This is a genomic window from Qipengyuania sp., assembly GCF_965277845.1.
In the GTDB taxonomy this organism is placed as follows: domain Bacteria; phylum Pseudomonadota; class Alphaproteobacteria; order Sphingomonadales; family Sphingomonadaceae; genus Qipengyuania.
Genome location: NZ_OZ255844.1, coordinates 2,476,858 through 2,501,742 on the forward strand (window position 1 = coordinate 2,476,858; position 24,885 = coordinate 2,501,742).

General features: G+C 62.8%; 22 protein-coding genes and 2 tRNA genes. 6 read left to right on the forward strand and 18 right to left on the reverse strand.

What is annotated here, in order from left to right; all coding sequences use genetic code 11:
- Positions 1-30: 30 nt before the first annotated feature.
- From pstA to recJ, 8 genes are all read right to left on the reverse strand, one after another.
- Positions 31-1,281 carry a phosphate ABC transporter permease PstA gene (gene pstA / locus ACQY4G_RS12110; protein WP_291170368.1) on the reverse strand — a complete coding sequence of 417 codons (1,251 nt, stop codon included), beginning with the start codon at positions 1,279-1,281 and terminating at the stop codon, positions 31-33.
- Positions 1,274-2,659 (reverse strand): phosphate ABC transporter permease subunit PstC, encoded by a 1,386-nt coding sequence (gene pstC, locus ACQY4G_RS12115; protein WP_421991216.1) that lies wholly within the window; start codon positions 2,657-2,659, stop codon positions 1,274-1,276. The genes pstA and pstC overlap by 8 nt, the downstream gene beginning before the upstream one ends.
- Before the next feature lie 15 nt (positions 2,660-2,674).
- Positions 2,675-3,721 carry a substrate-binding domain-containing protein gene (locus ACQY4G_RS12120; RefSeq protein WP_421991218.1) on the reverse strand — a complete coding sequence of 349 codons (1,047 nt, stop codon included), beginning with the start codon at positions 3,719-3,721 and terminating at the stop codon, positions 2,675-2,677.
- 117 nt (positions 3,722-3,838) lie between these two features.
- Positions 3,839-5,182 (reverse strand): porin, encoded by a 1,344-nt coding sequence (locus ACQY4G_RS12125; RefSeq protein ID WP_421991220.1) that lies wholly within the window; start codon positions 5,180-5,182, stop codon positions 3,839-3,841.
- 135 nt (positions 5,183-5,317) lie between these two features.
- Positions 5,318-6,505: a sensor histidine kinase gene (locus ACQY4G_RS12130; protein WP_291170360.1), complete on the reverse strand. Its 1,188-nt coding sequence runs from the start codon at positions 6,503-6,505 to the stop codon at positions 5,318-5,320.
- A gap of 62 nt (positions 6,506-6,567) precedes the next feature.
- A tRNA-Glu gene (locus ACQY4G_RS12135) sits at positions 6,568-6,642 on the reverse strand.
- 46 nt (positions 6,643-6,688) lie between these two features.
- Positions 6,689-6,763 (reverse strand) — tRNA-Glu (locus ACQY4G_RS12140).
- A gap of 84 nt (positions 6,764-6,847) precedes the next feature.
- Positions 6,848-8,626: a single-stranded-DNA-specific exonuclease RecJ gene (gene recJ, locus ACQY4G_RS12145; protein WP_421991222.1), complete on the reverse strand. Its 1,779-nt coding sequence runs from the start codon at positions 8,624-8,626 to the stop codon at positions 6,848-6,850.
- A gap of 80 nt (positions 8,627-8,706) precedes the next feature.
- Here recJ and ACQY4G_RS12150 point away from each other — a divergent pair, with 80 nt between their 5' ends.
- The 3 genes from ACQY4G_RS12150 (at position 8,707) to ACQY4G_RS12160 (ending at position 10,637) form a co-directional block, all read left to right on the forward strand.
- Positions 8,707-9,192 carry a flavodoxin family protein gene (locus ACQY4G_RS12150; RefSeq protein WP_421991224.1) on the forward strand — a complete coding sequence of 162 codons (486 nt, stop codon included), beginning with the start codon at positions 8,707-8,709 and terminating at the stop codon, positions 9,190-9,192.
- A 206-nt stretch (positions 9,193-9,398) separates the two neighbouring features.
- Complete coding sequence (locus ACQY4G_RS12155; RefSeq protein WP_421991226.1) at positions 9,399-10,097, forward strand: hypothetical protein; 699 nt, start codon at positions 9,399-9,401, stop codon at positions 10,095-10,097.
- Positions 10,098-10,103: 6 nt separating this feature from the next.
- Positions 10,104-10,637: an AHH domain-containing protein gene (locus ACQY4G_RS12160; protein ID WP_421991228.1), complete on the forward strand. Its 534-nt coding sequence runs from the start codon at positions 10,104-10,106 to the stop codon at positions 10,635-10,637.
- Here the strand turns inward: ACQY4G_RS12160 and ACQY4G_RS12165 are convergent.
- Together ACQY4G_RS12165 and ACQY4G_RS12170 are read right to left on the reverse strand one after the other, a co-directional pair.
- Positions 10,634-11,602 carry an NAD(P)H-dependent flavin oxidoreductase gene (locus tag ACQY4G_RS12165; RefSeq protein WP_067688593.1) on the reverse strand — a complete coding sequence of 323 codons (969 nt, stop codon included), beginning with the start codon at positions 11,600-11,602 and terminating at the stop codon, positions 10,634-10,636. The two genes, ACQY4G_RS12160 and ACQY4G_RS12165, sit on opposite strands and share 4 nt — an antisense overlap.
- An 82-nt stretch (positions 11,603-11,684) precedes the next feature.
- Complete coding sequence (locus ACQY4G_RS12170) at positions 11,685-12,734, reverse strand: amidohydrolase family protein (RefSeq protein ID WP_421991229.1); 1,050 nt, start codon at positions 12,732-12,734, stop codon at positions 11,685-11,687.
- A gap of 392 nt (positions 12,735-13,126) precedes the next feature.
- Between ACQY4G_RS12170 and ACQY4G_RS12175 the strand changes: the two genes are divergently transcribed.
- Positions 13,127-14,944: a sensor domain-containing diguanylate cyclase gene (locus ACQY4G_RS12175; protein WP_067688598.1), complete on the forward strand. Its 1,818-nt coding sequence runs from the start codon at positions 13,127-13,129 to the stop codon at positions 14,942-14,944.
- Here the strand turns inward: ACQY4G_RS12175 and leuA are convergent.
- The gene (gene leuA / locus ACQY4G_RS12180; RefSeq protein WP_421991230.1) at positions 14,941-16,623 is read right to left on the reverse strand and encodes a 2-isopropylmalate synthase; all 1,683 of its coding nucleotides are present in this window, start codon (positions 16,621-16,623) and stop codon (positions 14,941-14,943) included. The genes ACQY4G_RS12175 and leuA overlap by 4 nt on opposite strands.
- A 225-nt stretch (positions 16,624-16,848) precedes the next feature.
- Here leuA and ACQY4G_RS12185 point away from each other — a divergent pair, with 225 nt between their 5' ends.
- Positions 16,849-17,271, forward strand: a complete 423-nt coding sequence (locus tag ACQY4G_RS12185) for a PaaI family thioesterase (protein WP_067690257.1) — start codon at positions 16,849-16,851, stop codon at positions 17,269-17,271.
- A 2-nt stretch (positions 17,272-17,273) separates the two neighbouring features.
- Positions 17,274-18,401, forward strand: coding sequence for an epoxide hydrolase family protein (locus ACQY4G_RS12190; RefSeq protein WP_421991232.1), 1,128 nt, complete (start codon positions 17,274-17,276; stop codon positions 18,399-18,401).
- Positions 18,402-18,525: 124 nt separating this feature from the next.
- On the opposite strand, the gene ACQY4G_RS12195 is transcribed toward ACQY4G_RS12190, so the two are convergent.
- The 7 genes from ACQY4G_RS12195 to ilvB all read right to left on the reverse strand — a co-directional run bounded on the left by ACQY4G_RS12195 (position 18,526) and on the right by ilvB (position 24,810).
- Positions 18,526-19,674 (reverse strand): alpha-hydroxy acid oxidase, encoded by a 1,149-nt coding sequence (locus ACQY4G_RS12195; RefSeq protein WP_421991234.1) that lies wholly within the window; start codon positions 19,672-19,674, stop codon positions 18,526-18,528.
- Between the two features lie 43 nt (positions 19,675-19,717).
- The gene (locus tag ACQY4G_RS12200; RefSeq protein ID WP_421991236.1) at positions 19,718-20,362 is read right to left on the reverse strand and encodes a YceI family protein; all 645 of its coding nucleotides are present in this window, start codon (positions 20,360-20,362) and stop codon (positions 19,718-19,720) included.
- Between the two features lie 84 nt (positions 20,363-20,446).
- Positions 20,447-21,049 (reverse strand): DUF6151 family protein, encoded by a 603-nt coding sequence (locus ACQY4G_RS12205; RefSeq protein ID WP_421991238.1) that lies wholly within the window; start codon positions 21,047-21,049, stop codon positions 20,447-20,449.
- A 30-nt stretch (positions 21,050-21,079) separates the two neighbouring features.
- Positions 21,080-22,114, reverse strand: a complete 1,035-nt coding sequence (ilvC, locus tag ACQY4G_RS12210) for a ketol-acid reductoisomerase (RefSeq protein ID WP_421991240.1) — start codon at positions 22,112-22,114, stop codon at positions 21,080-21,082.
- Positions 22,115-22,247: 133 nt separating this feature from the next.
- Positions 22,248-22,763: an acetolactate synthase small subunit gene (ilvN, locus tag ACQY4G_RS12215; RefSeq protein ID WP_067688612.1), complete on the reverse strand. Its 516-nt coding sequence runs from the start codon at positions 22,761-22,763 to the stop codon at positions 22,248-22,250.
- Positions 22,760-23,059 carry a hypothetical protein gene (locus tag ACQY4G_RS12220; protein WP_067688617.1) on the reverse strand — a complete coding sequence of 100 codons (300 nt, stop codon included), beginning with the start codon at positions 23,057-23,059 and terminating at the stop codon, positions 22,760-22,762. The genes ilvN and ACQY4G_RS12220 overlap by 4 nt, the downstream gene beginning before the upstream one ends.
- Positions 23,059-24,810 carry a biosynthetic-type acetolactate synthase large subunit gene (gene ilvB / locus ACQY4G_RS12225; protein WP_421991242.1) on the reverse strand — a complete coding sequence of 584 codons (1,752 nt, stop codon included), beginning with the start codon at positions 24,808-24,810 and terminating at the stop codon, positions 23,059-23,061. The genes ACQY4G_RS12220 and ilvB overlap by 1 nt, the downstream gene beginning before the upstream one ends.
- Positions 24,811-24,885: the final 75 nt, after the last annotated feature.

Here is a 24,885-nt window from a genome sequence, read left to right on the forward strand (position 1 = left end):
CGGTCTTCTCGAGGTTGTCGTGGACTACGGTCACCAGGTTTTCTCGAATTTGTTGCGCAGGTAGATAGCGAGCCCGTTCATAACGAGCAGGAACAGCAATAGCACGATGATCGCCGCGCTGGTGCGTTCCACGAAGCCGCGGTCGATTTCGTCGGACCACAGGAAGATCTGCATAGGCAGCACCGTGGCCGGCGATGTGAAGCCGTCGGGCGGGGTGGCGACGAATGCGCGCATGCCGATCATCAGCAGCGGGGCGGTTTCGCCCAGCGCGCGGGCCATGCCGATAATCGTGCCGGTCAGGATGCCGGGCAGCGCCAGCGGCAGGACATGGTGGAACACGACCTGCACGGGCGATGCGCCCACCGCGAGTGCCCCGTCGCGGATGCTGGGCGGCACCGCCTTGATTGCGTTACGGCCCGAAATCACGATTACGGGCATGGTCATGAGCGCGAGCGTCATCCCGCCGATGACCGGCGCAGATCGCAGGTTCGGGAACAGGGTCAGAAATACGGCGAGACCGAGCAGGCCGAAAATGATCGAGGGAACTGCCGCGAGGTTGTTGATCGACAGTTCGATGAAGTCGGTCCATTTGTTCTTTGGCGCATACTCTTCGAGGTAAAGCGCCGCGAGGACGCCGATTGGGAAGGCGAGCAGGAGCGTGACGATCATCGTCAGCATCGACCCCTTGAGCGCACCCCAGATGCCGACCTGCTGCGGATTGGTGGCATCCGAGCGGGTGAGGAACCCGCCGTCGAAATTCTTCTCGATCTGGCCGCGTTCGTAGAGTTGCGCAGCGAGCGCCTGCATGTCCTGCGAGCCTTCGCCCTCGTAGCCTGAGGCGAGATCCGCCGATGCGGGCAGAGAGAACTCCACCTCCTCGCGCAGGATCGACGGATCGGCCATGATCGCCGCAGCCACATCGCGCCAGGCCTGCGAGCCGACTTGCTGCGCCGCTTCCTCGCCCAATTCCTCTTCTGCGAAAAAGCGCACGACATCGCGGAGGCCCTGCGCTTCTAGCGTGGCGAGGGCACCGGGCTGCTCCATGGATGCAGGGTCGACCGCGATCCCGGCCTCTGTGAAATCCACCGGAACCTGCAGTTCCACCCGCTGGAAACCGCCGATCCCGTTGAAGGTCATCGTCGCCAGGAGGAACAAGAGCACTGCAACCGAGAACAGGATCGCGGTCAGGCCGATGGCCTTGAACCGCCGTTCGGCAGCATAGCGTTTCTTGAGCCGTGCCTCGAAGGCGGGCGTGCGGGTGGGGGCGACGCGCTCACTCATAAGCTTCGCGATACCTTTTGACCACGCTGAGCGCGATGAAGTTGAGGCCGAGCGTGACCATAAAGAGCACGAATCCCAGTGCGAATGCGCTGAGCGTTGCCGGGTGATCGAAGCTGCCTTCACCGGTCAGCATCTTGACGATCTGGACGGTCACCGTGGTCATCCGATCGAGAGGATTGGCCGACAGGTTGGCGGCGGTCGAGGCGGCCATCACCACGATCATCGTTTCGCCGATGGCGCGGCTGATGGCGAGCATGATCCCGGCGACGATGCCGGGCAGTGCAGCGGGCACGAGAACGCGGCGGATGGTCTCGCTGGTGGTTGCGCCCATGGCCAGGCTGCCGTCGCGCATGGCTTGCGGGACCGCGGTGATGCTGTCGTCGGCCATCGAGGAGACGAAGGGAATGATCATCACACCCATGACGAGTCCTGCCGCCAGCGCGCTTTCGGTCGAGGGATTGCTTGCACCGAGCGAGAGGGCGATGTCGCGGATCGCAGGCGCAATGGTAAGCGCGGCAAAGTACCCATAGACCACGGTCGGAACGCCGGCGAGAATCTCGAGCGTCGGCTTGATCCACTTTCGCAGCGTCGGATTGGCATATTGGGTGAGGTAGATCGCGCTCATCAATCCGAGCGGGATCGCCACGATCATCGCGATTATCGCGCCGATGAAAAGCGTACCCCAGAATAGCGGAACGGCGCCGTAGCGGGTTGGATCAGGATTGTCCGGATTGGCCATGGGGTCGGGGCCCCAATGCGTCCCGAACAGGAAATCGATCGGCGAAACCATCCCGAAGAAGCGGGCGGTCTCGAATACAAGGCTGGCAAGGATGCCGATTGTGGTCAGGATCGCCACCAGCGAGGCGGCCAGCAGGATCGCCATCACGATCCGTTCGACCTTGGTCCGCGCCGCGAAATCGGGCTTCAGGCGGAGGAAGGCATAGGTCCCCCCGAGAAACGCAATCAGTGCGGTGACCGCAATCCCGATCAGATTGTAATGCGACAGCGCCTCGCGATAGGGTTCGACGAGCGCGGCGGCTTGTGGATTGAACACGGCCGGAGCGGCGCCGGTCGCAACGGCGCGCGCTTCATTGAGAATGGTCTGGCGCTGGAACCCGAAATTGGGAAGATCGGCAGCTGCCGGGCTGGCCAGTACCGATTGGCTTACAAGGCCGGGCGCGATCACGCTCCACAGCGCGACGAATGCCAGGACGGGAAGAATGATCCAGAGCGCGACATACCACGCGTGATAATTCGGCAGGCTGGCGATTCTGCCGTTGGCGCTATCGCGCCGAAAGGTCCATGCACGAGCGCGAGCCGCCAACCATCCGGCGAGCCCGAGCCCGAGGGCCAGGAAGAGCAGGATAGCTGGCGACATGCGTTACATTCAACCTTACTTGAGCTGCGCGCCGTCGAGCGTCGTGAACTCGGTGGCTGCCTTCAGGTTGGCCGCCATAACGTCATCGGGCGAAGCCACAAGGCCGATCTTGGCAAGATCACCATCCTTCGACCACATCTTGGTCCACTGGAGGAGATATTCCTTCAGGCCCGGGATCGCATCGAGGTGTGCCTTCTTGACGTAAACGTAGAGCGGACGGGCACCGGGATATTCGAAGCTCGAAATGTTCTCGTAGGTCGGGGCGACGCCATTCATGTTGAGGCCCTGCACCTTGTCGGCATTCTCTTCGAGATAGCTGTAGCCGAAGACACCCACGGCGTTGGGATTGCCCTCGATCTTCTGGACGATCAGATTGTCCTGTTCGCCCTGGTCGACATAGGCGCCGTCCGAACGGACTTCGGTGCAGATCTGGGTGTAGCGATCCTCGTCGCTCTCCTTGAGAGCCTCCATGTCCTCATTGGTCTCGCAACCGGCTTCAAGGACGAGTTCCTTCAACGCGTCGCGGGTGCCCGAAGTCGAGGGTGGGCCGTAGACCAGAATGGGCTGGTCGGGCAGCGACGGGTCGACATCCGACCAGGTCTGGTTGGTCTGCTCGCCGCCATAGGGCGATGCGGCAAGCGCTTCGTAAACCTGCTTGGGCGTCAGGTTCATCTCGATGCCGCCCTGTGCCGAAGCGAAAGCGATTCCGTCGAGACCGACCTGCAATTCGATCACATCAGCCACGCCATTGTCCTGGCAGTCGGCGAATTCGCTCGCTTTCATGCGACGCGAGGCATTGGTCATATCGGGAGTGTCGGCGCCGACGCCCGAGCAAAACAGCTTCATGCCGCCCCCGGTGCCGGTCGATTCGATGATCGGCGACTTGAATTCGGGATTCGAACGCACGAAGGCTTCCGAGACCGCCTTGGCGAAGGGGAAGACGGTCGACGAGCCGACGGCGCGGATCGAATCCCGCGACGCGGAGTCACCGCCATTGCTGCCGCATGCGGCGAGAGCAGCGGCCGAAACCGCAGCGAAGATAAGGGATTTGGTCTTGGTCATGAGATGCCTCTTGGGTTTGTAGCTAGCGGCGCAAAAGCGACTCAATGTTACATGGTTGCGACAATAATCTGACCCGGTCCGTGATATGGCGGGTTTCGATTGCATGAGGGCCAGCGGTCAAAAGTCGATCTGGGCGCGCAGGCCGACAGCATCCACGCCATAGGACGTGTCGCCGGTGGACGTGGCCAGCACGGCGTCGGTGTAGTCAAGCCGGCCGTAGTTGACCATGAATGCGGTATAGTCGGTCGGCTTCCAGATCAGCGAGGCGAAATAGCCTGCCTGCTTTCCGCCGAGGATACCGGCATCGTTGAGATCGATGTGGTCGAAGCGCAGGTTGAACTGAACCGAGCCCATGCCGCCTTCGCCGACCGGGGCATTCGGCTTGGTGCGGTCGAACTTGCCGCCCTTGTATCCACGCGAATCGTCGGTGAGGAACACGCCCGCCTCGACATATCCGCCGAAGAAGGTCGGATCGATGGCCATGCCCGGCATATCGACCTTCTGCCAGTACCCCTCGGCCGCAGCGTGGAAGCGACCCACAATGGCGGCACCTTCGAGGCCGAAGCCCATTTCGCTATCCGCGCCAAGCCGGCCGGTGTTTACGAACCGCTCCGAAGTGAAGTGCACCAGCGGACGCTGGCGGTACCGAACGGTTGCCGCGGGGTCGTCGATATCATTGTAGTGGAACGAGCCGCCGAAATGCAGCTGCGCATCGCCGGCCTTGGGCATGAAGACGAGGCGTGCGTCGACGCCGCGATTCTTGCTGTCGGTGTCGTCGAAATTGTCGGTGAAAACACCGGCCTGTGCGAGCAGCGGGCCATTGGCGTACTGTATCGAAGCGCCGATACGACGTTCGAAACCAAAGGCATCCGTGAAGGCGGCGCGTTCGATGAAGGTGGTGTGCAGGCTGCTGGTCAGCTCTTCGAGCGACTGGAAATTGTTGTGATGGCCGATGGCGATCTCGATCGGGCCGTCCTCGTAGGAGAGAATGGCGTCGGCGACCTCGACTTCGTTACCGGCGAAATCGACCTCGAATTTGTAACCGAAACCGCCAGGGATATCGCCCGATGCGCCGAGGCGTGCGCGGCGAACTTCGTTACCGAAACCATCGCTTGCGCCGGTCGATTCAGGAGCATCGGTCCAGCCTGCATCGTACATCAGGCGGCCGCGCGGCTTGAAGCTCCATCCGTCGCGCTTTTCAAGGGTCGCCACGACGGGGTCGGGCTTCGCTGCCACGGCTTCTGCGTGGGCAGCGATGGTCGCGTCCTGCGCTTCGTTCGCGGCTTGGGCGGATTCCAGCGCATCTTCAAGCTGGTCGATACGGGCACTCATCGCGGCGAGTTGATCGCGCAATTGGGCCAATTCTTCGGCCGAAACGGTTGCATCCTGGGCAAGCACCGGTGTGGCCATGGTGCAGCAAAGCGCCGCAGCCGCCATGGAGAGGCGGTGGGTACGGGTCATCGAAGCGGTTCCTTTGAAGGGAAAGTTGCGTTTCGGCGACGCCTCTATGACCACTAAATTACATTAATGTGACACTTCGCCACCGACTTTACGACACCTGATGCAACCGCATGAAAAACAGCCAATTGCGTCCCATCAAGTTTCTGCCTGCTCGCGTTCCAGTGGTAGGGTAACCGTGACGCGCGTGCCCTCGCCAAGCGTGCTGTCGATGTCCAACCGTCCGCGATGGCGTTCGACGATATGCTTGACGATGGCGAGCCCGAGGCCCGTGCCCCCCGAGGCGCGGCTTCGGCCGGGATCCGTGCGATAGAACCGACGGGTAAGGTGGGGAATGTGCTCGGGCGCAATTCCATCGCCGCGGTCGGTGACCGTCATTCGCAGGCGATTCTGTCCCTTGGGATGCAAGCGGACGGTAACGGGTTGGCTTGGCGAGCCATATTTGAAGCCGTTGTCGACCAGGTTACGAACGAGTTGTTCGAGCTGCTGCTGGTCACCGCGAATCGTGAATTCGCCCGTTGCTTCGAAATCGAGCCACTGGCTGCGATTCCCACCAGCCGCATCATGTGCCGCGCGTTCTGCGAGCTTGGCGAATTCGAGCGTGTGTTCGGGCAGATCGTGCTTTTCCGCTTCGATCCTAGACAGCGACATCAGATCGCTGACGAGATCCTGCAAACGCTTGGCTTCGCGCTGGATCGTGCCGAGAAATTTGTCGGCCATCTTGGGATCGAGGTTTTCGACATCTTCGCGCAGCGTTTCGACGTAGCCGATGATCGCGGCCAGCGGCGTGCGCAATTCGTGGCTGGCATTTGCGACGAAATCGGTGTGCGCCCGGGCGATATCGGCTTCGGCGGTCTTGTTGACGAACTCGATGACGGCGAGTTCGCCTGGCAGGGTCTTGCGGTTGATCCGCCAGATGTCGGTCCGGCGGGCGAGGCCGCGGACCACCGCACCGCCTTCGGCATTGCGCTCGAGCAGCCGGATCGCTTCCGGCTGGCGCAGCGCCATTCGCACGTCCTGTCCGACGATGTGGCCGCCCAACAGCTTTCGCGCCGAGAGATTGGCGATGACCACGCGGTCGCGTTCCGTGATGACGACGGGCGTTTCGGAATGCTCGAAGAGATCCGCCATGTTGTCCCGGGTGAAGGCACGGCCCGACGACACTTCTTTGACCTCTGGCGGACGCGCCGCAACGAGATAGAGCGAGCCGATCCAGACTATCAGGACAAGGCCGACATAGACGAGGTCGATCTCTAGCGTTGCAAGGATCGTGCAGGCGGCGACTGCCAGCACGAATCCGGACCAGGGAAAGCTTCGCTTGCTCATGGCCGCGCGGCTTAGCGAGGGGCGGCACTGCGCGCCAGCGGCTTTTCGGAACTTGGGAAAGGTGGTGACCCGTACGGGAATCGAACCCGTGTTTCAGCCGTGAAAGGGCCGCGTCCTAACCGCTAGACGAACGGGCCACATGCGTGGCGCTTTTCGCGGATTGCCAAGGCAATACCGCCACCGTGGTGACCCGTACGGGAATCGAACCCGTGTTTCAGCCGTGAAAGGGCCGCGTCCTAACCGCTAGACGAACGGGCCACACCCGCTTGGCGGGTCGGTGGCGTGGCGGGCCAATTAGGCGCGGGGGTGCGGGCCGTCAACCCTCGAATGCGTGCATTTTCGTCAATCGGCCCAGGCGGCATCCTCGAGGTGCAGCTCGGCCTGCGGTCTGCTACCCCAATCGTCGATCTTGACCCGCCCCGCAAGCCACAGTCGGCGACCGCGCGAGCCGTGCAGGAGGGCTTGACCCATATCGCTGTCGGCGGCGCGAAAGGCGATGCCCTTGAAACTCTTGCCATCGTCGCCGGCCGCGATCAGGCGAACATGATCGGTCCCCACGATATCGCATTTGACGAGCCGGACCGGTCCCACGGCGACGCGAGGGCCGGGCCAGCCGACGCCATAGGGTCCGGCTTGTTCGAGCGACTGCACCAGCTCGGGCGTCAATCCGCCTGGGGCGACCGCGAGGTCGAGCGCCATTGCGCGGTTTGCCGAGGCGCGCGCGACCTGGCTTTCGAGTGCCGCGTCGAGCCATTCGGCGAGCGCGTCGACCTTGTCTGCGGCCACGGTCAGTCCGGCGGCCATCGCATGTCCGCCGCCCGCGACCAGCAATCCCTCGTCGCGTGCGCGGATGATCGCAGCGCCAAGGTCGACCCCGGCAATCGAGCGCCCGGAACCCTTGCCGGTGTCGCCATCGAGGGCCACTACCAGCGAGGGCTTGCCAGTCTTTTCCTTGATCCGGCCGGCGACGATGCCGATCACACCGGGGTGCCAGCCTTCGCCCGCGAGCAGGTGGACGGCACGGTTGTGTTGCGCTGCCAGTTGTTCTTCGGCCGCTTCCTGTACCGTCGCCTCGATCGCGCGGCGCTCTTTGTTGAGGGCGGACAATTGCGCGGCGATTTCGCGCGCTTCCTCGGGATCTTGCGTGGTCAGCAGGCGAACACCCAGAGTGGACTCGCCTACGCGTCCGCCGGCATTGATGCGCGGTCCCAGGGCAAAGCCGAGGTCGGAACAGGCGGGAGCGCGCTTGAGCCGGCTTGCGTCGATCAACGCGCCCATGCCGATATTGTCGCGCCGGGCCATAACCTTGAGGCCTTGCGAAACGAATGCGCGGTTGAGGCCGTGCAAAGCGGCGACATCGGCCACCGTACCCAGCGCCACGACATCGAGCAGGGACAGCAGGTCGGGCTCTTTGCGCTGCGCGAAAAAGCCGCGTTCACGCAAGGTGCGGACCAATGCGATGGCAAGCAGGAAGGCGACGCCGACAGCGGCGAGGTGGCCATGCGCCGCGGCCTCGTCTTCTTCGTCCAGCCGGTTGGGATTGACCAGAGCGACCGTCTTGGGAAGTTCGGCGGAGCATTTGTGGTGGTCGACCACGATAACGTCGATGCCGGCTTCATGCGCCATACCCAGCGCCTCGTGCGCCATGGCACCGCAATCGACGGTCACGATCAGGTTGGAACCGGCCTCGCCGAGCTTGACCAACGCCTCGCCGGAGGGGCCATAGCCTTCGAGCAGGCGGTCGGGGATGTAGTATCCCGCCTCCGTTCCCAGATCGCGCAACAGGCGGATCAACAATGCCGAACTGGTCGCCCCGTCGACGTCGTAATCGCCGTAGATCGTGATCGTCTCGCCCGCGATGACCGCCTGCGCGATCCGGTCTGCGGCGACATCCATGTCACGGAACACCGATGGGTCGGGCAGGAAATTGCGAAGTGTGGGATTACGATGGCGCTCGATATCCTCGGGCTCGACCCCGCGCGACAGCAAGAGTTGCCGGACGATATCGTCTTCCAATGCGGAACGGCTACCCAATTCCATATTCCCCCCCCGCCAGCGCCAGGCGCGACCGGTGAGAGAAGAGGAAACCCCGAAAACATGCGAGAGGGCCTGCGATGCCATGTGGTCGACAATAGCTGCTGCGTGCGGGCGGCGATAGTTCCGCCGATTGACAATCGACAGGCGCTGGCGATGCTTCATCGATGTCCACAGGCCCACTGCTCATCATCTGGCACAGTCGTACCGGAACCAGCGAACAGATCGCTCGCGCGGCAAACCGGGGTTCGGGGGAGGGCGGTCGCCTGATGCGCGCCGCCGACGTCTCGCCGGAAGATCTCCTCGCGGCCGGCGGATATCTGTTCTGTTGCCCGGAAAATCTCGCCAGCATGAGCGGTGAAATGAAGGAGATGTTCGACCGCTGCTACTACCCCGTCCTCGGGCGCATCGAAGGCAGACCCTATGCCACGGTCATCGCCGCGGGCTCCGATGGGGAAGGCGCCCAACGGCAGATCGATCGAATCGCAACGGGTTGGCGGCTCAAGCGCGTGACCGAACCGTGGATCGAGATGATGGATGCGCAGGAGCCGGAAGAAATCCTGGCTCCGAAGACGGTCGATGAAGCGTCGCTGGACAGGGCGGTCGAACTCGGAGCGGCGCTGGCCGAAGGAATTGCGCAGGGCATCTTCTGAAGTTCATCCGAACTCGATCATAAACCCCATGCGGACTCGACGGGGTATCGGATTGCGGTCAAGGTTGCGGTCATGGGGGAGAAGGGCGGCAGCAAACGGTGATGGACCATGCGCGAAGCGGCAGAAAGCATGCGCCGGCCGCGCGCGGCTTGGTGCTCTTGTTCGAACATGGGAGTCGGCCCGACTGCGAAACCATTCGAGCGGCATTGGCGCATCACCCCCGCATCTCGATCAGCCACGATCCCGCCATCGCTGCGCATGCGCCGCATGTCGTTGTTCGAAAGGATCCTTTGGAAGACGATTCCGATTGGCTCGAATTGCTTGCCGATGGATTGACCTTCGACCTGCTCGGCCTGTGTCCGGGGCCCGGCATCGCCATTCCGGAAATCGAATATCTGTTCAATTGCGAAGTCGAAAGCGAGGCGTCGGGCGAAGCGCTTGGGCTCTTTCCCGGTCCGCATATCGCGCATGGTGCGAATGCTCTGCCCATCGTGCGCGCTCTCCTGGGCCTGGGTGCCGCACTGACCAGGTCACTCGACGGCATCAGGACCGTCTGCTGGCCACCCGCGCGTTCGGCGATAGCTCCGAAATTCTTCGCCCGGACTGTCGATGCCTGGCTTGCCGGCGGGCCGTTCCCCGCTCTCGGCATGCTCGGTATGCGCTTCGACGAGCGAGGGGCGCTGACCACCGAGGGGCTGGATTTCTTTATCGGCAGCGAAATGGCGATCGAGCCCGGCTTGTGCACCGATAGAACCACGGCAACGCGTCTCGCCGTGCGTGTCGTACACGAACTGGTAGGTCGCGAATGCTTGTCCGCAAGCCGCGAATTCGTAACCGAGGCCGGCGACACACTATTGCTCGTACCCGATCCCAACGCAGGACTTATCCGGATCACTCGCGCTTAGGCTCTCGTGAAGGGACGGGCACCAAACCAAGCAACGATCCCTCGAAAACGTCTCCCGTTTCGGGCGGTCAACCGGCGCGGTTCGCCGCAACACGATCCCGGTCTGCAGAGGCATCATCTCCTACCCCGCCAATTGCTGGGTGAGGCGTGTATCGAGCCGCTGTTAGATATTCTGGGCGCAGATCGAATCGGCTTCGACGATTTTCGCCTGAACGGTTTGCTGTTGCCAGCGAGCGAAGACGCTGCCCTGCGGCTCGCGCTACCGCTTCACCGGGGGCCGCATCGCAATTACAACCAGATGGTCATCGAACGCGTTGGCAGCGTCGAAAGGCAATGGTCGCGCCAGAATCTTGCCGACCCGCACGGGGCGGCGCAGATGGCGCTGATGCGGCTCGCCGTGCTCCAGCGCGCCCTGCGTCGGCGGCTGCTCGACGAACGCAAACCGCTGCGGCTCAACCGCAGGGACCCGCTCGGAAGGGGAATCGATTTCTCCGACCTCGATGCGATGGCCGAAGTCTTGTGGGGCGCGACTGCGCCCTAAGCGGTCGCCTTGGCCAGTGCTTCCTTGGCCGCGACGTATTCACGCTCAAGGCGAGCGACGGTGTCTTCGACGGGAGCGCTTTCCCTGACCGTACCGATACCCTGGCCCGATCCCCAGATATCCTTCCACGCCTTGGCCTTGGTGTTGCCGCCGCTGCCGAAATTCATTTTGCTGGGATCGCTCTCGGGCAAGTTTTCGGGATCGAGGCCCGCGCCTTCGATGCTCGAGCGCAGGTAATTGCCATGCACTCCGGTGAAGAGATTGGTGTAGACGATGCCATCGGCGCTGCCTTCTACGATGGCCTGCTTGTAGCGTTCGTCGGCATTGGCCTCAGTAGTGGCGATCCAGGGGGATCCAATATAAGCGAAATCCGCACCCAGCGCCTGTGCGCCTAGGATCGAGCGGCCGTGTCCGATCGAGCCCGACAGCGCGACGAGGCCGTCGAACCAGTCGCGGATTTCCTGCATCAGCGCGAAGGGGCTGAGCACGCCGGCATGTCCGCCGGCACCCGCAGCAACCGGGATCAGGCCGGTCGCGCCCTTCTCGATCGCCTTTCGCGCGAAGCGGTTGTTGATGACGTCGTGCAAGGTAATGCCGCCCCAATTGTCTACCGCCTGGAAGACTTCCTCGCGCGCCCCGAGCGAGGTGATGACCATCGGCACCTGCCATTTGGCGCAGGTCTGCATATCCGCATCGAGCCGGTCGTTCGACTTGTGGACGATCTGGTTGACGGCATAGGGGGCCGCCGGGCGATCCGGATTGTCGCGATTGTGCGCCGCGAGTTCTTCGGTAATCTGGTGCAGCCATTCGTCGACCTGGCTCTGCGGACGGGCATTGAGCGCCGGGAAGGCGCCCACGATCCCCGCCTTGCACTGCGCGATGACGAGTTCCGGCCCCGAGACGATGAACAGCGGCGAACCGATGACGGGCAGGCGCAACCTGTCGAAAGGGGCGGGCAGGGTCATGTCGGGCAGATCCTCTCTGATGTCGTGAGAGGCGGGCGTATGGTGCGTTTACCCGCTTGTCGAGGGTGACGTTACGTAAACGTCAAGCGTCGGGCAGGATGTGTTCGATGTCGTAGATCCGCGCTGCCGTACCGGCGAAGAGCGCGCGCTTTTCCTCCGCGCTATGCCCCTTGGCTAGCCGCTTGAACGCATTCCACAACACCGGATAGCTGGCCCCCCAGCGATCGACGGGATAGTTCGATTCGAACATCGCCCGATCCGCTCCGAACGCCTCGATGCAAGTTTCGATATAGGGGCGCCAAAGCCCTGCCAGATGCTCCGAGCCGTAACCTTTTGCAGGGCCTTCGTCCGGCAATCCACAAAATGCCATTGCGAGACCGCCCAGCTTGACGGCCACGTTGGGGCATTCGGCGATGGCATGGATCGAGCGCCGCCAGCTGTCGAAGCGCTCGTGCAGCTTGCCACGATAGGAGGCGATACCGAGCGGCGTGCCGCAATGGTCGAGGATGAACTGCTGATCGGGAAAAGCCCTGGCCAGATCGAGCACGTCGCCGAGTTGCGGCTCGAGCAGCCAGGCGTCGAATGTGAGGCCGTATTCGGCGTAAGCTGCCATGCCGGCGTGAAATTCGTCCGAGCCGTATAGCCCTTCGGGCGCATGGAAGGGCGGGCCGAGCACTTCGGGATCTGCGTCCCAGGCCGCTGCATGACGGATGCCCTTGAAGCGGCCATTACCTGCGGCAACCAGCGCCTCGATTACCGGCTTGACCGCGTCGCCAAGCGTCAGGTCCGCATGTCCGACAATTGCCGCGCAGGGCCGGTAATCGCCATAAAGTCCGCTGGCTCCCTGCGCCGCCACGCCATTGACGAATTCGACTTCGCCGACGGGTTTCATCGCCTCGTCTCGGCTCGCATCGTAGAAGGCGCCGCATTCCATGAATACCGTACCGACGATGTTGTGGCCGGTGTGCGTATCCGCATGCAGTTGGTCGAAGGTGTAGTAGGCCGCGCCGGCAATGGCTTCGATGAAATCGTGACGGGGCTCGGGAAAGGCCGGCACCAGAGGTCGCAAGTCCCACAAATGGTGGTGCGGATCGATAATCGGCAGTTCGGATTCGAGGATATCCTCACTCATCGGCTGCTTACTCCCCTTCGCTGCCGTTAAGGTCACATGTCGAAGCCCCGCAAGCGAGGCCTGCGGGATGGAACACGTGGAGCGGAGGTCTGACAAGAGAAATCAGGGGGCGAGCGCCTCGATTGCCAATTGTGTTCGATGGAGCTGTGAGCGAAGCAGGTTCATCCATCCAGGCGATTCGTCGGCGGGGCAGCAGAAGCGGCGTCGACGACCGGGAATCTTTGGGTTGTGCCTATCCCGCGCTAGACTGCGGCCGGCTGCGGCGCGGCGATCGAGCAAGCTCACGGATCGTGTCCTCCCGGCGGCGCCCATTAAGTGATTTTACTCATCCATGGTCCTCCGTGCCGTTAACCCTGCCCGGCTAACGCCGTCCTAAGGGGGTGACCGATCGAATGACGTTTCCAATCGGACGGATTGCCGTCTATGCGGCGATATTCTTCGCCGTAACATCCTTGACGATCTTCTGGACGCGATTTGCAGGTGGGTTGGCACTCGTATGGCCCGGCACCGCAATCGCGGCCGCGCTGTTTCTCTCCATCCCGCGTAGCAAGCATTTCGTTGCGGCTGCCGTCCTCATCGTGCTCAGCACGCTTGCGACCAGCCTGTTCGGATTCGGGCCGGAATGGGCATTCCCTCTCGCCCTGATAAACATATTCGAAGCTTGGCTCATCGCCTGGCTGCTTGTACGTTTCCGGCCGCAGCGCGACTATATCGAAAGCGAGGGCGGCGTCGTCTCGCTGGGACTTCTGGCAGGGATCGTGGGTCCTTCCGCGGCGGCGATCCCCGGCGGTATCCTGGTCACCCGGATCGTAGGCGGGGGCTGGCACGATCATGCCTTCTCATGGCTGGTGGGTCACGGTCTCGGGACATTGCTGGTGCTCCCGCTGGCTCTGCTCCTGGCGTCCTACAAGAAACCCGACTTCGCGCGAGTGCGCGAACCGGGTCGGGTCCTGCCTTTCATCGCCATGATCTTGCTCACGCTGGGTATCTCGGCGATCGCCTTCCTGCAATCGACTGTGCCGTCGCTATTTCTTCCGATCGTTCCGCTGGTCGTTGCCAGTTTCCGCTTGGAGCGGTTCGGCGCTTCGATCGCTGTGCTCATCATATCGGTGGCCGCGGCCGGATCGTTGGGCATGGGTGTCGGCGTCTTCGCGGAACTCGGGATCCCGCTGTGGCAAAAGGCGCTGTTCCTGCAATTCTATCTCAGCATCCTGCTGTTAATGGCGTTCCCGCTGGCAGTCGCGCTCAAGCAACGTCAGCGCCTGATGGAAGCACTTGCAGACCGCGAGGCCATGCAGCGCCTGATCGCGGACCATTCCGACGATGCTCTGCTGCACCTCGACCGGGAGGGCATGATCCGTTTCGCTTCGCCCGCTTCCAACCGTCTCAGTGGACGCGATGCAGTGGAGGGACTGCATCTGGCTGCTTTCTTCAGCGATTACGACCGGGCGATAGTGGATGGCACACTCGATTCCGCGGCGCGATATCCGGGACATACGGAAATTATGGAGCGCTCTGTCGAAAGGCGTGGCCAGACTCGTTGGCTCGAAGCCAAGCTGCGTGCGATCGAGCCGTCGAAACAACAGGCATCCACGTTCGTCGTGACAATCCGCGATGTCACCGAACGCAAGCTCGAAGAGCTCCAGGCTTCGTGGGAAGCGCGGACCGATTCGCTGACCGGGCTTCCAAACCGCCGGGCGCTTCTCGATATCCTCGAGGCCCAGCTCGAATTCGCAGACGAGCAACCCTTCGCTTTCGCGCTGGTCGATCTCGACCATTTCAAGCGCGTCAATGATTCATACGGTCACGCGGTCGGCGATCTCGTGCTCAAGCAGATCGCCCAGCTCATGCGCGAGAATGCCACCGATGATTGCTTCTTCGCACGTCTCGGCGGAGAGGAATTCGGAATGATCGCGGTGGGCCCCGCGATGGAACACGCCTCGATAATCTGCGAACGCCTGAGGTTGGCAATTCAGCGGCATGTCATGACCGACAATGACGGTGGGACATTCAACGTCACCGCCAGCATCGGCATCGCGCGGATCGCCGAACGGTGCAGTTCTTCGATGGCGATGCAGGCTGCCGACGGACCGCTCTATTCGGCCAAGGCAGCGGGTCGCAACTGCCTGCGCTATGCACAGGACATGGGGCGCTACGGTGGCATCTCGTCGGGCGACGAGAAATCGCCTCCTTTCGCTGTAGCGAACTAACCGGCTTCGACTGCAGAATTGGCCACACTCAACACCGCCCTGACGCTCGCCGTGGCGACGTCTTCGTCGATCCCGCAGCCCCAGATGGTACGACCATTGGCATCGCGACATTCGAGATAGGCGGCAGCACGGCTGTCACGGCCGGTGGTCAAGGCGTGCTCGGTGTAGTCGATCACTTCGAGTTGCAGGCCGAATGCGTCCTCGATGGTCGTCAGTACCGAAGAGATCAGGCCGTTGCCGCGGCCCGAAACGGTCTGCTCTTGTCCCTTTACCGCTATCGTTCCGGTGAATAGGCGGGTGCCGTCGTTGGCGCGGCGTTCTTCGTAATCGACAAGTTGGAAATGCTTGTCGGCGGTCTGGACGTGATAGGCTTGCCTGAATGCTCTCCAGATGTCGGCAGCGTCGAGTTCGCGGCCCAGTTCGTCCGCCATCCGCTGGACGTGGGGGCTGAAATCGGCCTGCATTTTCTTGGGCAGTTTGAGACCCTGGTCCTGTTCGAGCACCCAGGCGAAGCCCCCTTTGCCGGATTGCGAGTTGACGCGGATCACTGCCTCATAGCTGCGTCCGAGATCGGCCGGGTCGATCGGCAAATAGGGTACGCGCCAATGCGGATCGTTTTGCGTTTCGAGCGCCGCGAAGCCCTTTTTGATCGCATCCTGGTGGCTGCCGGAAAAGGCGGTATAGACCAGTTCGCCGCCATAGGGGTGACGCTGGTGTACGGGCAATTCATTGCAATATTCGACGGTTTCGATGACCCGGTCGATGTCCGAAAAATCGAGCTTCGGATCAACGCCTTGCGTGTACATGTTGAGCGCCATCGTCACGAGGCAACAATTGCCCGTGCGCTCGCCATTGCCGAACAGGCAGCCTTCGACGCGATCGGCGCCAGCCATCAGCGCCAGTTCCGCCGCAGCGACGCCCGTGCCGCGATCGTTGTGAGTATGCAGGCTGATAACCGCGCTCTCACGATGGGGCAGGTTGCGGATGAAGTACTCCACCTGGTCGGCATAGATGTTGGGCGTCGCGGCCTCGACCGTCGCCGGAAGGTTGAGGATAATCGGATGCTCGGGTGTCGGTGCCAGCACCTCCATCACCGCTTCGCAAACCTCCAGGCTGAAATCGAGCTCGGCGGTCGAGAAGGTTTCGGGTGAATACTGGAAGTGCCAGTCGGTATCGGGCTGCTTGCCCGCTTCGTCGCGCATGACTGTTGCGCCCTGCACGGCAATGTCGCGCACCTGTTCCCGCGTCATGCCGAAAACCACCTCGCGCCATGCCGGGCTGACCGCATTGTAGAGGTGAACAATGGCCTGTTTCGCGCCCGTCAGGCTGGCGAAGCTGGTGCGGATCAGGTCCTCGCGGCTTTGAGTGAGCACTTGCACCGCCACGTCGTCCGGTATCCGGCCCGACCGGACCAGACCCGAAATGAAATCGAATTCGGTCGCGCCCGCACTGGGGAAGCCGACCTCGATTTCCTTCATGCCGACCTCGACCAGCAGGTCGAAGAAGCGGTTCTTCTTATGCGCATCCATCGGGTCGACGATCGCTTGATTGCCATCGCGCAGGTCGGTGGACAGCCAACGTGGCGGCGCGGTGATGGTGCGGGTGGGCCAATGCCGGTCGGTCAGGGGAACCTGCGGGAAGGGCGCATATTTGGCGCTCGGTTCGCGGAGCATGGGCATGGGAAAATCTCGGAGCTTGTGGAATTCTGCGACGGTGGTGGGTCCCCTGGGCGCTCAGCGCACCCGGGCAGGCACGCAAGCTATCACGCCCAAGGGCGTGTAAGTCGCAGGATAATCAGTCCGAGTGCACGTTGCATGGCTCTTGCTATGATGCGCCTTACCGGGGTTGTAAAGCAAAAGAAGCTTGGGCATCGCGAGACATATTGTTTCACGAAGGGAGAGAGCATGGCCGAAGCGCATTCGCTGTACGAGACGATGGGGCTGATCCGCATCGTTTCGACGAACCCCGAAGGGCGGGCGAGTCTCGAGTACGAGGCCAAGCGCGAACAGTGCCATTCCGGCGGGGTCGTGCAAGGCGGCTTCATCAGCGGGTGGATCGATGCCGCGATGGCACATGCGGCGATGGCCAGGAACGGGCAGGACATCGTACCCATGACGCTGGAACTCAAGGTCAGTTTCTTCGCGCCCACGCGGCCCGGCCCTGTGATCGCCGAGGCGTGGGTCGAACGGCACGGCAAGCGGACCAGTTTCTACGAGGGACATCTCAAGGATGCGACCGGTACGGTCTTGGCCAAGGCGACCAGCACCATCCTGCTTGCCGACGCCGGCCGCGTCGTGGCGGCCTCGAAGAAGGCCGCAGGAGAGTAGATATGAGCGAGGTCCGGCGATTCGAGCTGAACATTCCAGAAGGCGAGTTGGTGGCGCTTGCCGACCGGCTCGACCACGTCCGCTGGCCCGAGAAGGAGCCGGTCGAAGATTGGTCTCAGGGGACCAAGCTTGCGGCTCTGAGGGAACTCGTAGCCTACTGGAGGATCGAATACGACTGGCGGCGCTGCGAGGCGCGGCTCAACGCGATCGGTCAGTTCGTGACCGAGATCGATGGTCTCGACATCCATTTCCTGCACAAGAGTTCCTCGCGCGAGGATGCGATGCCGCTGGTCATAACCCATGGCTGGCCGGGATCGGTGGTCGAATTCCTAGGCGTGATCGACGAGCTGGCGGAGCCGTCCGACCCGGATGTGATGGCGTTCCATGTCGTCGCACCCTCGCTTCCGGGCTATGGCTTCTCGGGCAAGCCGGAAGGCACCGGATGGGGTGTGGAACGGATTGCGAGTGCCTGGGTCGAGCTCATGGAGCGGCTTGGCTACACCCAATGGGTCGCGCAGGGCGGCGACTGGGGCGCGGCTGTGACCACCGCCATAGGGCAGATAGCGCCGACAGGGTGCAAGGGTATCCACCTCAACATGCCGATCGGGCGTCCGGGGCCGCAGGACGTGCAGAGCAAGGATCCGAAAGTCCTGAAGGCGATGCAACGGCTCGGTTTCTACCAGGAATGGGACTCGGGATACTCCAAGCAGCAGAGCACGCGGCCGCAGACGATCGGCTATTCGCTGGTCGACTCTCCGGTTGGGCTCGCCGCGTGGATCCTGGAAAAGATCTACTACTGGACCGACAATGGCGGATCGCCCTGGGAGGCGCTGTCGATGGACCAGGTGCTCGACGACATCATGCTCTACTGGCTGCCCGCGACCGGCGCTTCGGCGGCGCGGCTCTACTGGGAAAGCTTCGGCAAGATCGGGCAGGGCAAGGTGACCATCCCCGCCGGGGCAAGCGCGTTTCCCAAGGAAATTCTGCCAGCGCCACGCGCCTGGGTGGAGCGCACGCTGACCAATCTCGTCTACTGGAACGAACTCGACCGCGGCGGCCATTTCGCCGCTTGGGAGCAGCCGGACCTGTTCGTCGACGAATTGCGCGCCTGCTTCGCCAAATTGGTTTGAAGCTCACTTTCAGTCATTGCGAGCGGCGAAGCCGCGCGGCAATCCATATTCCGAGCTCACGGCAAGCCAAGTGTCATGGATTGCCGCGTCGCCTGCGGCTCCTCGCAATGACCGGGGCTGAAAGCTAGCGCCAGCGGAGACGGTCGGATGTCAGCTGGTCGACGGACGTCACCCCCATCAGGCGCATGCCGCGCTCTATCTCTTCCTTGAGGATTCGGACCGCGCGTTCGACGCCGGGCTGGCCTGCCGCCGCCAGCGCGTAGAGGTAGAGTCGCCCGCCCGAGGCAGCGGTCGCGCCTGCGGCGAGGCTTTTCAACACATGCGTCCCGCGCCGTACACCGCCATCGAGGACGATCTCGATTTCGCCGCCTACCGCATCGACGATCTCGCGCAGCTGGTCGAATGGCGCGCGGCTGCCGTCCAATTGCCGGCCGCCGTGGTTGGATATCCAGATCGCATCGGCGCCGATCTCGACCGCGCGCCGTGCGTCGGCGGCACTCATCACACCCTTCAGCGCGAAGGTCCCGCCCCAGTCCTGCCGGATGCGTGCTGCGGTGTTCCAGTCCATCCCGGTGTCGAGCATAGTGTTGAAATAGTCCTGGATGCTGACCGCCTTGCCCGTGCCTTCCTGCACATGCCCGTCGAGGTTGGGCAGGCGGAATTTCGGCCCGAAGAGATAGTCCAGCGTCCAGCGCGGCCGCGTCGCGTAACTCCACAGCGCGCTAGCGGTAAACCGCGGCGGGGTGGTGAAGCCCGAACGCAGGCACCGCTCGCGCTTTCCCGAAACGATCGTATCCACCGTCAGCGCGAGCGCATCGAAATTCGCCGCCTGGCAGCGTTCGATCATGCTGGCGTTGAGCCCCTTGTCCTTGTGGACGTAGAGCTGGAACAGCTTGGGTCCGCCGGTGAGCGCCGCGATCTCCTCGATCGAATGCGTGGCGAGGCTGGAGATGCCGAACCACACACCGAATTTCTCGGCAGCCTTGGCCACCGCCCGTTCGCCATCGCGGTGGAAGGCGCGTTGGAGCGCGGTGGGGCTGAGCATGAGCGGCAATCCGCTCTTGCGGCCCATGATCGTGCAAGAAGTGTCGATCTCGGCGACGCCCGCGAGCACGTCGGGCACCAGATCGACTTCGTCGAAGGCGCCGGTATTGCGCGCCTTGGTAATCTCGTCGTCGGCCGCCCCGTCGATATAGTCGAACACCGGCCAGGGCAGCCTGGCTCGGGCAAGGCGGCGGAAATCGTCTATATTGTGACAGTCTGACAAGCGCATGCGACGGGTCGTGACGCGTCGCGAAGCGCTTGTCGAGAGGACTCTACTGGCGTTCGAAGGCGGCGCTGATGTCGAGATCGACTTCGGCACCGACGATCGGCGCGGCATAGTCGATGCCCCACTGCGTGCGGTCGATCGTGGCGCGCGCGTGGAAGCCGACTGTCGACTTCTGGTTCATCGGGTTCTGGCCGGCGCCGGAGAACTCGACCAGCATGGTTACGGGGCGGGTCTCACCGTTCATGGTCAATTGCCCGGTAACCACCGCGGTCGTATCGGAGGTCTGCCGGACCGAAGTCGAGACGAAGCGCGCGGCATCGGGATCGGGACCGAAGAAATCGGGCTCGGCGCCATCCTGGCCGGGACGCAGAAGGTGATCTCTCAATTCCGCGCTCGGTACGGCGACGCTCGTGATCGGTATCGCGATGTCGAATTCGGACGCCTCGATATTCGCTGGATCGAGCGTCATCGTACCCTCGATATCGCCGAATACGCCCAGATAGTCATTGAAACCGAAGTGGCTGACCCGCCAGCCGACGAGTGTGTGAGCGGGATCGAGGGCATAGGTACCGGCCTCGACACGGCTTACGTCCGTCGTACCCGGGATTTGCGGTCGCTCCTGCGCGGAAATGCCCGTCACGGCGAGAGTTCCGCTGGCCGCAAGCGCCGCGGCGATGATCGTCTTCTTCACGTCTGACCTCCTGTTGGTGCTCACAAACAAAAAACCGGCGTGAAACGCCTGTTCCCGTCGGGATCATCGCAAATTGCGATCACACTAAGGCAGGCTGTCGCGCTGTTCGGGCGAGAGCCTGATCGGTTCGGCGATCGGTTCGAGCGTTTTCGGATCGAACAAGGCGCTGCGCCGTCTATCGCCAGCCAGGAGATCCCTGATCATCCGACCGAAAAAGCGCCGCATCAACCGGCTGAAGGGCATGAGCTCCAGTCCGCTTGCATCGCCGGTCGCCTGTTCGGCGAAGACATGCCCGACAGGAGCGCCGAGCAACGCATCGCGGCGCGCCGCATCGGCATTGGCGAGGATCGTGGTGACGTATGGCACCTTGCCGTTGGCGTAGGTGTTGAACATCGGGGAATTGCAGCAGCTGGCGTACCACCGCAGCGTCTTGCCCTCCGTCATGTGGAGGCTGGCGAGCTTGTCCCGGCCCGAATGCAGCTTCACCCGTGCACAGCGCGACTGGTAGAGGTCGGTGCCGCCGAGATCGTCGAGAACGCGCTCCTCCTGTCCAAGGTACCGTACGAGGTCGCGGCAGTCGACGCAGTGGCAGACCACACGGTCGCCCTCCCGCGCGTTCGCCTGTTCGATGACGCCGGTTACCTTTCCGCATTGGCAGGCAAAGGGCAGGGTGTCGGGCGCGCTCATGGTCTCTCCCTCCATGAGCGCGACCCTAGCTCAGTTTTTGTCCTTGTCGACCAGCTTGTTGGCGCCGATCCACGGCATCATCGCACGCAGCTGCGCGCCGGTCTGCTCGATCGGATGCGCGGCGGCCGCCTTGCGGCTTGCCTTCAGTTCGGGCTGACCGGCCTGGTTGTCGAGCACGAAGTCCTTCACGAAACGGCCCGACTGGATATCGGCCAGCACGCGCTTCATTTCGGCCTTGGTCTCTTCGGTAATGATGCGCGGACCCGTCTTGATGTCGCCGTATTCGGCGGTGTTCGAGATGGAATAGCGCATGTTGGCGATGCCGCCTTCATAGAGCAGGTCGACTATCAGCTTGGTTTCGTGGAGGCATTCGAAATAGGCCATCTCGGGCGCGTATCCGGCCTCGACCAGCGTTTCGAAACCGGCCTGGATGAGGTGGGTGATCCCGCCGCACAGCACCGCCTGCTCGCCGAATAGGTCGGTCTCGCATTCTTCCTTGAAGTCGGTCTCGATAATGCCGCTGCGGCCACCGCCGACGGCGCTGGCGTAGGACAGGGCCAGTGCCTTGGCGAAGCCGTTGTCGCCCGACTGGCTGCTTTCCTGGTGCACCGCAATCAGGCACGGTACGCCGCCGCCCTTGATGTATTCTCCGCGCACCGTGTGGCCGGGCCCCTTGGGCGCGATCATGATCACGTCGATGTCGGCGGGCGGATCGATCAGGCCGAAGTGGATGTTGAGGCCGTGGGCAAAGGCGAGCGCGCTGCCCGGCTTCATCTTGCCAGCGACTTCGCCCGCATAGATGGCTGCCTGGTGCTCGTCGGGCGCGAGGATCATCAGCACATCGGCCCATTCGGCGGCTTCGGAGACGGTCTTCACGGTGAAGCCCGCGCCTTCGGCTTTTTTCGCCGTCGCCGATCCTTCGCGCAGAGCGATGACGACTTCGCCGACTCCGCTGTCGCGTAGGTTCTGCGCATGAGCGTGGCCCTGGCTGCCGTAACCGACAATGGCGACCTTCTTGTCCTTGATCAGCTGCTGGTCGCAATCGGCATCGTAATAAACTTGCACGTTCTTGATCCTTTGTTCTTCGATCGTCACTCCCGCGAAGACGGGGCCACGCTTTCTTGTTTGTTTTTGTCGCTCTGCCGCAATGGACAAGCGGAATCCCCGCCTTTGCGAGGATGGCAAGCGGTGAATTATCCTACTCCGCGCCTACCCCGCGCATCATTCCCACGATCCCTGAACGGCCGACCTCGACGAGGCCGAGTTCGCGCATCAGGGCGATGAAACTTGCGATCTTGTCCGGCGAGCCGGTAATCTCGAAGACGAAGCTTTGCGTTGTGGTGTCGACGACATTGGCACGGAACAGTTCGGCGATGCGCAGTGCCTCGACGCGGTTGTCGCCTTTGCCGGCGACTTTCACCAGTGCGAGCTCGCGTTCGACGTGCGCGCCTTCCTCGGTCAGGTCGATGACCTTGTGCACGGGTACAAGCCGTTCGAGTTGGGCGCGGATCTGGTCGATCACGGGTTCCGGCCCGCGCGTCACGATCGTAATGCGGCTGATCGCGTGGTCTTCGGATATGTCGGCCACCGTCAGGCTGTCGATATTGTAGCCGCGCGCCGTGAACAGCCCGGCGATCTTCGCGAGAATGCCCGCCTCGTTGTCGACGATGACATTGAGGACATGCCGTTCTTCGGCCTGCTGCGCGATCTTCATTTCTTACGGTCCTGCCACACGGGCTCGAACATGCGACCTTCGCCGTCGTACTCACGGAGAAAATCGCGACCGCGGCGCACGGCTTCGAAATTCTCGGTTTGGCGACTGAGGTCGAGGCTGTCGGGCAGAAGGATCCAGGCATCGCCCTCCTGCTTCTGCGCGACATCCATGCCCAAGAACCGTTGGCCGCTGTCCTCGATCCAGTCGAGCAGCCTTTCGGCGTCCTCGCGCGTGAACCACACTCGGCGTTCCGCGCGATCCGCAAACTGCGGCGGGATTCTCTGCTCCATACCCATCACACCAGCGCCTTCGCTTCGTCGTCCATAGTGCCGCCAACCTGGTCGCCGTAGAGCAACATGTCGGTATGCGCCGCGCCGCTCGGGATCATCGGGAAGCAGTTGGCTTCCTTCGCGACCTGGCAATCGACCATCACCGGGCCGTCATGCGCGAGCATCGCCTCGATTCCGGCGTCGAGCTGGCCTTCATCCTCGATCCGGATTCCCTTCCAGCCATAGGATTCGGCGAGCTTCACGAAATCGGGCAGGCTGTCCGAATAGCTGTTCGAATAGCGGCTCTCATAGGTAAGCTCCTGCCACTGGCGGACCATGCCCATGTATTCGTTGTTGAGGATGAATATCTTGACCGGCAGGCGGTACTGGCTCGCTGTGCCGAGTTCCTGGATGTTCATCTGGATGCTCGCTTCGCCCGCAATGTCGATCACCAGGCTGTCGGGATTGCCCAGCTGAGCGCCGATGGCTGCGGGCAGGCCGTAACCCATCGTGCCGAGGCCGCCGCTGGTGAGCCACTTGTTCGGTCCCATGAAGCCGAAATACTGCGCCGCCCACATCTGGTGCTGGCCGACTTCGGTGGTGATGATCGGATCGCGGTCTTTCGTCAGTGCGAACAGCCGTTCGACGCTCTTCTGCGGCATGATGAGATCGCCGCCGCGTTCGGGATAGGCGAGGCAGTCGCGCGCCTTCCAACCCAGGATGCGGGCCTTCCATTCCGAGAGGTCTTGAGGCTTTCGACCGCCCCAGGCCTCGACCAGCTGTTCGAGCACATGCGCGCAGTCGCCGACGATGCCTAGATCTACCGGCACGATCTTATTGATGCTCGCGCGGTCGATGTCGATGTGGATTTTCTTCGCCTGCGGGGCGAAGGCATCGAGGCGTCCGGTCACGCGGTCATCGAAACGCGCGCCGATTGCCACGATCAGGTCGGCGCGGTTCATCGCCATATTGGCTTCATAGGTGCCGTGCATGCCGAGCATGCCGAGCCAATCGGGATGGTCGGCGGGAAAGGCGCCGAGGCCCATCAGCGTGCTGGTGACGGGCGTGCCGGTCACGTTCTGGAGTCGGCGGAGCAATCCGCTTGCTCTGGGCCCTGCATTGATGACCCCGCCACCGGTGTAGAGCACCGGACGCTCGGCCTTGGCGAGCATGTCCACGGCTTCGGCGATTTCGTCCGCCGCGCCGACCATGCGGGGGTGGTAGCGATGCGAGGGCAGGGGGGTGTCGTCCTGCGAATCCCAGCTCGCCAGCGCGATCTGCACGTCCTTCGGGATATCGACGACGACCGGGCCGGGGCGACCCGTGGTGGCGATGCGAAAGGCCTCCTCGATCGTCGCGCCGAGCCGCTCGGGGTCTTTCACGAGATAGTTGTGCTTGGTGCAGTGGCGCGTCAGGCCGACCGTGTCGGCTTCCTGGAACGCATCGGTCCCGATGAGCGCGGTCGGCACCTGGCCAGTGATCACCACCAGCGGAATGGAATCCATATAGGCATCGGCAATGCCCGTGACCGCATTGGTTGCGCCCGGGCCACTGGTGACCAGCACCACGCCGGGCTTGCCCGTCGAGCGGGCATAGCCCTCCGCGGCATGCGCTGCGCCCGCTTCGTGGCGAACGAGGATGTGGCGGATGTCATTGTCGGCGAAGAGTTCATCGTAGATCGGCAGGACCGCACCGCCGGGATAGCCGAAAACGAATTCGACCCCCTGCCGCTTGAGGCATTCGATCAGGATTGCGGCGCCGCTGCGCTCGGTACTCACTCCACCCTCCGACCCGTTTCGGGCATTTGAGAGACACAAATCGGCCCGGCGCTGGGGTCTGGAGCGCCGGGCCGA

Bases quoted from the DNA above. Each gene is read 5' to 3' on its own strand.
- ACQY4G_RS12205 (WP_421991238.1), bottom strand. From the start codon at position 21,049: ATGAGCGCGCCCGACACCCTGCCCTTTGCCTGCCAATGCGGAAAGGTA.
- ACQY4G_RS12195 (WP_421991234.1), bottom strand. From the start codon at position 19,674: ATGCGCTTGTCAGACTGTCACAATATAGACGATTTCCGCCGCCTTGCC.
- ACQY4G_RS12165 (WP_067688593.1), bottom strand. From the start codon at position 11,602: ATGACCCTGCCCGCCCCTTTCGACAGGTTGCGCCTGCCCGTCATCGGT.
- ACQY4G_RS12190 (WP_421991232.1), top strand. From the start codon at position 17,274: ATGAGCGAGGTCCGGCGATTCGAGCTGAACATTCCAGAAGGCGAGTTG.
- ilvN (WP_067688612.1), bottom strand. From the start codon at position 22,763: ATGAAGATCGCGCAGCAGGCCGAAGAACGGCATGTCCTCAATGTCATC.
- ACQY4G_RS12175 (WP_067688598.1), top strand. From the start codon at position 13,127: ATGACGTTTCCAATCGGACGGATTGCCGTCTATGCGGCGATATTCTTC.
- ACQY4G_RS12170 (WP_421991229.1), bottom strand. From the start codon at position 12,734: ATGAGTGAGGATATCCTCGAATCCGAACTGCCGATTATCGATCCGCAC.
- ACQY4G_RS12150 (WP_421991224.1), top strand. From the start codon at position 8,707: ATGTCCACAGGCCCACTGCTCATCATCTGGCACAGTCGTACCGGAACC.
- leuA (WP_421991230.1), bottom strand. From the start codon at position 16,623: ATGCCCATGCTCCGCGAACCGAGCGCCAAATATGCGCCCTTCCCGCAG.
- pstA (WP_291170368.1), bottom strand. From the start codon at position 1,281: ATGAGTGAGCGCGTCGCCCCCACCCGCACGCCCGCCTTCGAGGCACGG.
- ACQY4G_RS12125 (WP_421991220.1), bottom strand. From the start codon at position 5,182: ATGACCCGTACCCACCGCCTCTCCATGGCGGCTGCGGCGCTTTGCTGC.
- ACQY4G_RS12220 (WP_067688617.1), bottom strand. From the start codon at position 23,059: ATGGGTATGGAGCAGAGAATCCCGCCGCAGTTTGCGGATCGCGCGGAA.
- ACQY4G_RS12120 (WP_421991218.1), bottom strand. From the start codon at position 3,721: ATGACCAAGACCAAATCCCTTATCTTCGCTGCGGTTTCGGCCGCTGCT.
- ACQY4G_RS12185 (WP_067690257.1), top strand. From the start codon at position 16,849: ATGGCCGAAGCGCATTCGCTGTACGAGACGATGGGGCTGATCCGCATC.
- ACQY4G_RS12130 (WP_291170360.1), bottom strand. From the start codon at position 6,505: ATGAGCAAGCGAAGCTTTCCCTGGTCCGGATTCGTGCTGGCAGTCGCC.
- pstC (WP_421991216.1), bottom strand. From the start codon at position 2,659: ATGTCGCCAGCTATCCTGCTCTTCCTGGCCCTCGGGCTCGGGCTCGCC.
- recJ (WP_421991222.1), bottom strand. From the start codon at position 8,626: ATGGCATCGCAGGCCCTCTCGCATGTTTTCGGGGTTTCCTCTTCTCTC.